Genomic DNA, 7,868 nt, shown 5'->3' on the forward strand with positions numbered 1-7,868 from the left:
CCCGCTAGTGCGGGCTTGATAGTGACCGGCGCAGACCAGGTTTTGGCCGGGCCGGGCATCTTTTGGAAAACGTGCAGCGTTACTGTGAACCTACACCTGATGTAGGCTCACAAAAAAGCTGACATCTACGTTCCAGTGTTTTCAGCTAAAGCTGCATCTTTTCTGTGACTCACCAGTAGAAATTTCACAGAAAAAATGAGAGTTGCCTACCGCATTCACAAATAAGCTGGTGCATCCAAAACGACGGATCGTCATCTGCAACCTCAGCGTCGATTCTACCTAGCTTGGTACTGATAGCCCGGCAACAACGAGCGAAAAAAAAGACACCCACGGTGCCTTTTCAATATGTCGGAGGAGTAGTCGCAGCGATCCTTTAGCTCCCAGTTTAATGACCTTGGGTTCAGAATCCGACAGGCTAGGCCTGTCGTCACTACTTCAGAGAAACCAGCTTTCTCTGCTGCCAAAATGCCGGGGGGCCTTTGCTGGTACCCAGTCACGACGAATGCGCAGTTGCAGTCCTCCGCTACGACGTTACCCGAGGAGGTAAGCTCGTTCAATCACATGCGATGAAAGGCTCAGAGTCCTCACAACAGCCGGGGGTCTAGGGTCGAAAGCGGTCGGTCGTGAATGACCGCTTTCGACCCGAAGCTGCCGTTCACGAAGGGCAAAAATCGGCCAAAAGTGGACGCTCGCGGTTTGTCGTACAAAAATCTCCGGATACTGTGGATTCCCGGTTACAAAATCAAATAAATCGGACATTCGCGGACGACTGTAGAAATAGCTGCTAATTTTAATTGCCTACTCTGTTCAAGATTAAGGGGGTCGCATGGCTAACTACACAGTTACCGTACTCAACTGCAACAGTATTGACCGCGCAGATGTAGTTATTTCTGAAGGAGCGCTAAACATCAAATATGGGCCAAACGGCCTTGGGAAAAGCACCATTGCGAAAGCTATTATCAGCCATATTCGTGCTGACGGCTCTCTCCACGAGTTGATCCCATTCAAGCACCGCGGCAAGCCTGATATGCCAGCCCCGGAGGTTCGGGGAGTGGACAAACTCAGGAAAGTCCTCGTATTTGACGACAGCTATGTGCAGCAATTCGTGTTCCAGAAAGATGAGATTGTGAAAAATAGTTTTGAGATTTTCATCAGAACTCCGGAATATCTGGCGGAGATGGCTGATATCGATTCGCTGCTTTCGGGTATCCGAAAAGCGTTCTCCGACAATGCTGAAATCGGACAAGTCGTAACCGATCTGAAGGAATTACGGGAGGCCTTCGGAAAGTCTAAGACAGGTGCCATCCCCAAGACAAGCAAGATCCACAAGGCATTCGGATCTGGCAATAAGTTGGAAAACATTCCTGATGTCCTGCAACCATTTTCGACGTTTATTAAAAGTCAGGAACCTGCCAAATGGATCGCATGGCAGGTAAAAGGCAATGAATTTCTACAATTAGCAGATAGCTGCCCCTACTGTTCAATAGCGCTGACTAGCGTAGAACAGAAGGACACAGCCTTAGCCGTCGAAAGAGAGTATGACTCCAACGCCGTCGGGCACATTAACCTCCTTCGCGGAATCATTGACAGGCTAGGAAAATATTTCAGCGAGAAGTGCCGGGAGAATTTGGAGAATGTGACAAAGGCAAAGGTTGAATTGCAGGCGGAGGAGCAAAGCTTCCTGACGGGCCTCAAAGCGGACATTGATGCATTGATCAACAAGCTGGAGGGGTTGCGAACTATATCTTTTTTCTCTCTACGCGATTTCGAAGAAATTGGCGACCAACTGACACCTTTGAAAATTGAGCTCAATTTAATCGACAAGCTTGATTCTGAGGAGACGCGCAAGACCGTCGACCCTATCAACCTTCAGCTGGATGACTTGATTGGTAAAGTTGGTAGCCTCAAAGGGAAAATCAATCGACACAAAGCGAAAATTAAAAAAAACATCGAAGACAACCAGAACAGCATCAATGGCTTCCTGAAGTCTGCAGGCTACAAATACGTTGTTGAAATCGTAGCCGAACCAGAATCCTACAAAATGAAGCTAATCCACAAAGACCAGGAGAATTACATAGAGACGGCCTCACGTCATCTGAGCTACGGGGAAAAAAACGCATTTGCGCTTGTGCTATTCATGCATCAAGTCCTCAGTGAAAAACCGGATTTAGTCGTATTGGATGATCCTATCTCATCTTTCGACAAGAACAAGAAGTTTGCGATCCTCCAGGAGCTATTCCGGGGTAAGGCCAGTCTGCGCGGCATAACCACGCTGATGCTCACCCACGACATCGAACCCGCGATTGATGTCATAAAAAGTACCAACGCCATATTCAAAGCCGCCGAACCATCTGCTTGCTTCTTATCTTCGCGCGCCGGGGTTGTAACGGAAGTTCCGATCGAGAGGAACGATATCCAGACCTTCGCCAAAATCTGCAAAGATAATATCGAGGCACTTACCGACACCGTCCTGAAGACAATCTACCTGCGACGACACTTCGAGCTGCTGGACGACGCAGGCCTGGAATACAACCTACTTGCTAGCCTTTTCAAGGGGCGGGATACCCCGACGATTCAGTCAGGATCTTCTATTCGGGACATGACGACTGCCGAACAGGCAGATGCCGAGTCACAAATCCGCAACAACCATATCGCTGACTTTAATTACATTGCCCTGGTGGCTGAGGTGAAGGATGTGGTGGCCATCAAGGCTAAGTTTTACGCTACCGCTGTGGGTTATGAAAAAATCCAGCTGTTCCGGCTCATCAATGATGAGCACGACGACAGCGTCATCCGCAAATTCATCAACGAGTCCTATCACATCGAGAATGAGTACGTGATGCAGCTCAACCCGCATAAATTCGAGAGCATTCCGGAATATGTCATCGAGGAGTGTGTCGCGCTGCTTACGCCCGCTCCCACCGTTGCGTAAGTCAGTACCACGGATCTGATCCCTACTGACGCTTGGGGGGCTTTCTGACCTAGAAGGGAATCCCACAGAATTCGGAGATCTTACCGTTCGACTTTTTCCGAATTCTGTAGCCTCCCCCTCATTGCTTACATTGAAGCTGAAACCGTACCCAAAGCCATAAAGGCCACCGTCTCCTTCGGGTCGAAAGCGGGCATTCGTGACCGGCTGCTTTCGACCCATTGCAGTCAGTGAGTCCTACGCTTCTCCGAAGACCAGCGATAGCCAAGGGCCGAAAGCAAGCACCAAAAAAATACACTACGATCCACAGGCGATTATAAACAATGTCTTTAATAGTCTCAGGAGCTCGGGAGTCTTTTGAAAAAATACGTACCCAGTGACAATGGTCAGCACAAATGAGAGCACGATAAGCGAGCGAGCCATTTTGAGATTTAAACTACAATCTGACTTCAAGCTGGAAAAAATACTCACTACCTCATCAAATAGTTTGGGCAACTCCTGGCGAAAGCGCTTTTCCTTTTGAAGGATTTCGTATTCTATTGCCTTTATTGCTATCATCTGGCTTTTTATAAGCCAAACTATAATCAACAAGAAGAATAACGAAGACACCATAACTGTAGTATTTATTGTTAAATGGCTGGGATCCGATGCATCCTTTAGCTGAGTCGTTGCTAAAATCGTTGATACGGGAATCGCCAATAGCTTGCCCTGTATGCCTATCAGCAGGCCATTAAGCTTTACGCTAAACTCACGCTTTTGCTCATTAAGTTTATCGAGATCGTTGTTGAACGAAAAATTGGATACGAAAAGCTCGTAATTATGCTGCGCATTTTCAAGCATTTCATCACAATGGCTCAATAGATGAGCCAATCGATTATTTTCATCACAAGACTTCAAGCCGGAAATCAGCGCATTACGTATTAGCCGTTTCTTCTCAGAAGAGTGTAGTGCGTCAGAGAATATCTCATCCAACCTACGTAAACCATTCGCCACTGTGGTGGCGGTACGCTGCACCACTTTCGGGGGTAGGCCAAAACTCAGATAAATTTTCTGGTCATAGGTCATCAGGGTAAAACGGCTTCCTGTAACTTCCAACACTCCATTAACCTCCAACTTTCTAATGAAGCTGGATGCTTGCATTATTGGAGAGGATTGTTGTTTTGTCTCATCTGCCCAAGTCTTATAGCCCGTTTCAAGCAGCGCAAAATTTTCAGGTAGACAATGCAGATTAAAAAATCCAAGCAAGTCATCTTCATCTTTTGCTAAGCAATAGTTTGCTCCCCGGGGGGGAGTAATAGAGATCTCAACAAGCCTATCAGCGACCGCGCTAAGCGTAATCAATCGCCCATCTTGCCGAACCTCAATTTCAACGTTTTCACATTCATTCAACCTAGCTAGTATTGCTCGCGCCGGTTGCTGTAACCGGGAAGTAGCCACGAGCTTATGACCCGACCAACGTAGGGGGCAAATGCAGTTTAACTGCAAAATTTCCTCTATTTCTTCAATGGGAGTCATCGGGGCCATAATCAAGCTTTAGGAATGTTCTGCTTTATGCTTTCAGGGACTTTAGTAATCACTAAATGCCCCTCTGCATTCAGGTAAATAGTTTTATTCTCCAAGGCAGCTTGCTCAAACGATAGTGTGTACTCCTTATTAGGGCCAGACACTCTATATTTAAGCAGGGATTTCATATGCTTAGCGACCGGCTCGAATTCAGAGGGAATTTCAATTTTACTTTGAATGACAAAATTGATGAAATTATTGGGGTCGCCGGGCTCCAATTGGTTAGCTACTTCACGCAAAGTGATTGGTTCGCCTTTAGCAATTTTCCCATCAGCCCACTCCCGAATTGCGCGGCGACTATTTAACGCCTCGTCCTCGCTCTTAAACTCCTCACAGTAGTTCTTGATCAGTGCCACAAGCTGTTGAGTATGTTTTGACGGATCGAGATAGGCGTCTTCGTCAATCCCCAAAAGTGACTTGAAATAACCCACCACCGTATCTTTACGGCTTTTACCTTTCAAGAATGAAACATGCGGTGCCTCTAAATCTTTTTCAGCTTCCATCCAGCGATTTATATCAATATTGGCAGCGAAATGCAGCTTATCGATATCGAGGGTGTCAATTTCCTCAAGATTTAGGTTCTCATCAATTCCAATGCCTTTTGCATTCTTTATAAGGACAATCATGAGGTTGGGCTGACCATCAATAAGATAGTCTATAATGGTTAGAAATCCGCCCGTTGCCAGTGGGGCTTTCTCTAGCTCGATTTTAAGCTGAGTCAAGGTATCTCTGGAAAATTGATAAAATCCAAGTTCTTTCGAGAAATAACGTTTGGTTTTAATATCAAACCAACTGTCCGGCAAAATTCTGGCATATGCCATATTCCCCTCGCCTTCGTAGCTTGAAAGAATGGTGCTAACCAAGCTATCCGCCTTCGGTTCTGGAAGATCAATCTGACGGTCCCGGGGAATCAGAACAACGCTTTTGTCTCGCTGATTGGTGATTACTTTATGAAAAACGAAGCCTTGCAGCTGAAATTCCATGATGATCCTTATCGACGGTAGGCAACCCCGGAGGACGGGATTCAGCCAATACTGGCATTAAGCCACGCTTCCGCCAACATCCACGAAACCCTTGAGATGGCTCTTTTCAAGAACTACTGTATGCATACACAGTATTTGGTTTCTTGGCGGATGACAATGCTCCACGTTAGACCGCTCGTCGGTGTAGCAGCATGGAGTCGCGCTAGGTCCAATACAAAGCTCAGCGGCATCCGTATTTAAGACGATGCTACGGAAGGCGGCCAATCGCGGGGCGGAATCCCGTCTCTACGGAGTGGTGAGTCGGCCACCCAGTGACACAATTCTGCCGCTGCAGTCATAACGGCGGTAAACCTTTGGTTTATAGGACGGCTGAGTCCAAGCGGCGAATAGGCCCGCAGGGATCTCACTCGCATCCTCGTTAACACTGCAAACCCCACACGGCCGGCCACCCAGCATCCTCAGAAATACCTCGAAGATCCGTTTCTTGGTATTGCCTCGCGAGGTTGGGTAATGTCGACAATTTTTTCTACAGCGATCTTCAGAATGCCGGGCTAGGGCACCAGCAGGAGTATGGTGGCACCCTGATACAATGGGGTCCCGAGACTAGAGAGGCCGAAATGAAAAGGATCGCCGCACTCGCTATCGCCTTATCCCTCGCAGGATGCGCCACTGAGCAGCAGACCTGGAAGGCAACGGCCACAACCGACGAATTCACCGACAAGACTACTATGATGGTCACCACGGGTGATCACGGCGCGCCCAGTTGGATCGTCACCCAGCCGCTGCACTTCTATCCAGTAGTTCGAAAGGAAGGCAGCGAAATCTACGTCGGCCTAATGTCCGGCGGCCGATTCAAAGTACCGGTCGGTACCGTTCAACTGCGCATCGATCAGAACGATGCATGGACGATCACTCCGCAGGAGACCCCGGTAGGCATGGCCCCATCTATCCCGATGGCGCCGCTCGTTACACTTCAGGGCGAGCAGGCCGCACTGGTCAAAAATGCCCAAGAACAGGCGATCAAGTCCACCTCGCAGCTGATGAGTCCGTACACCGTGACCGGCGGCGACAAGGCAAAGCAGATTCTGAAGCAGATGGTCTCCGGTCACCTACTCAAATACCGGACCGTTGGCATCAACCAGGCCGCATCTTCCACCGGAGAGGCCGTAATCGACCCATCCCTGGTTAAGTCACTTCGGGAGATTGGTATCGAGCCGAGCAGCCTGTAAGGCTATGCGCCAGCAAAAAGAAGCCCGGCTCCCTCCGGGCTTCACATATTCCCCCCTCGCATGTCCAACCGCACCTGAGCCTCAAGCACGAAGCAATCGGTCTAGCTCAGCCTTTTGATCCAGGCGCGCCAAGTCATCAAATCCGCCTACATGCATATCATTTACGAAAATCTGCGGGACGGTTCTGCGACCGGAGCGCTGGAGCATCTGCGCCAACGCTTCGGCAGACTGCTCAACATCGATCTCGATCGGAACAACGCCTTTGCTTAAGGGCAATCGCTTGGCACTTACACAGTAAGGGCAGTGCCGGGTGGTGTAGATAGTCACTGGGTTCATGGCGCTTCTCTCCTAGCGGGCCGACGGCGGAAAGTCGATATCGGTCGTGGCGACATTGTTGAGGTAGTTAGTCAGGTTCAACAGTGTGACCTGTGCTATCACTTCGACTATCTTGCTGTCGGTGAGACCAGCTTCGCGTGCCGCCGCGATCTGTGCATCGCTCAACTGGCCGCGGCTTTCGGTGATCTGATGCGCCAGCGTGGCAACCGCGCTGAGTGTGCCTTCGCGGGCTTGGCTCCCTTCACGACCGACGCGTGCGTTTTCGGTAAGGGATGAGGAGTAGTCGCAGCGATCCTTTAGCTCCCAGTCTGGCGACCTTGGGTTCAGAATCCGACCGGCAATGCCCGCCGTCACTACTTCAGAGGAACCAGCTTCCTCTGCTGCCAAAATTGCGGGGGGGCTCATGCTGGTGCCCAGGACCGACAAATGCGCAGTTACAGACCTCAATTGCAAGGCTATCCAAGGCGGCACGCGTGTCAATCAAGATCTGATGCATGGCGGTGACCGGCCTCACGGAGGTGAAACCGGAGATTCAGAATGACTAAACCGGCCCCGTAGACACCAACCTCCACGAAGGCCGCTATCCACCCAAAGCTGTCCTTCAAGAAAGGCAGCTAACGGCAAGAAGCGGTCATAAAGTATCTACAGTTTCCGGGGCGATTGAGACTACCGCAGGGTCCAAATTGTCAACGACGCACGACGTGGTATCGATTGACGAAGAGCCGATGCAGGGCTGCCCGACGATCCAGCCGGTACCTGCAGCCGAGGACTGCACCGCTTCGATGGGCGACCTCACGCTCGCCGATATCCTACTAGCCGGGCACTACT

Annotated in this window: 5 protein-coding genes and 1 pseudogene; 2 read left to right on the forward strand and 4 right to left on the reverse strand. The window is 49.7% G+C overall.

Going from position 1 to position 7,868, the window contains the following annotated elements; genetic code table 11:
• Positions 1-826 precede the first annotated feature (826 nt).
• Positions 827-2,932 (forward strand): AAA family ATPase, encoded by a 2,106-nt coding sequence (locus ACF8SD_RS05075; RefSeq protein WP_104963011.1) that lies wholly within the window; start codon positions 827-829, stop codon positions 2,930-2,932.
• A gap of 294 nt (positions 2,933-3,226) precedes the next feature.
• Here ACF8SD_RS05075 and ACF8SD_RS05080 read toward each other — a convergent pair whose 3' ends face one another.
• A complete protein-coding gene (locus tag ACF8SD_RS05080) occupies positions 3,227-4,444 on the reverse strand; it encodes a hypothetical protein (RefSeq protein WP_158682592.1) in 1,218 nt (405 codons plus the stop codon).
• 11 nt (positions 4,445-4,455) lie between these two features.
• Positions 4,456-5,475 carry a nucleoid-associated protein gene (locus ACF8SD_RS05085; protein WP_104963013.1) on the reverse strand — a complete coding sequence of 340 codons (1,020 nt, stop codon included), beginning with the start codon at positions 5,473-5,475 and terminating at the stop codon, positions 4,456-4,458.
• A gap of 617 nt (positions 5,476-6,092) precedes the next feature.
• Between ACF8SD_RS05085 and ACF8SD_RS05090 the strand changes: the two genes are divergently transcribed.
• Complete coding sequence (locus ACF8SD_RS05090) at positions 6,093-6,704, forward strand: hypothetical protein (protein ID WP_104963136.1); 612 nt, start codon at positions 6,093-6,095, stop codon at positions 6,702-6,704.
• A gap of 81 nt (positions 6,705-6,785) precedes the next feature.
• Here the strand turns inward: ACF8SD_RS05090 and grxC are convergent, their stop codons facing one another.
• Both grxC and ACF8SD_RS05100 read right to left on the reverse strand, forming a co-directional pair.
• A complete protein-coding gene (gene grxC, locus ACF8SD_RS05095) occupies positions 6,786-7,040 on the reverse strand; it encodes a glutaredoxin 3 (protein WP_104963014.1) in 255 nt (84 codons plus the stop codon).
• A gap of 12 nt (positions 7,041-7,052) precedes the next feature.
• Positions 7,053-7,277, reverse strand: a pseudogene (locus ACF8SD_RS05100) (carboxymuconolactone decarboxylase family protein); the annotation flags it as partial.
• Between the last annotated feature and the right edge of the window lie 591 nt (positions 7,278-7,868).

Origin of the sequence: Pseudomonas sp. CJQ_9 (genome assembly GCF_043106615.1) — a bacterium.
Lineage (GTDB): Bacteria > Pseudomonadota > Gammaproteobacteria > Pseudomonadales > Pseudomonadaceae > Aquipseudomonas > Aquipseudomonas juntendi.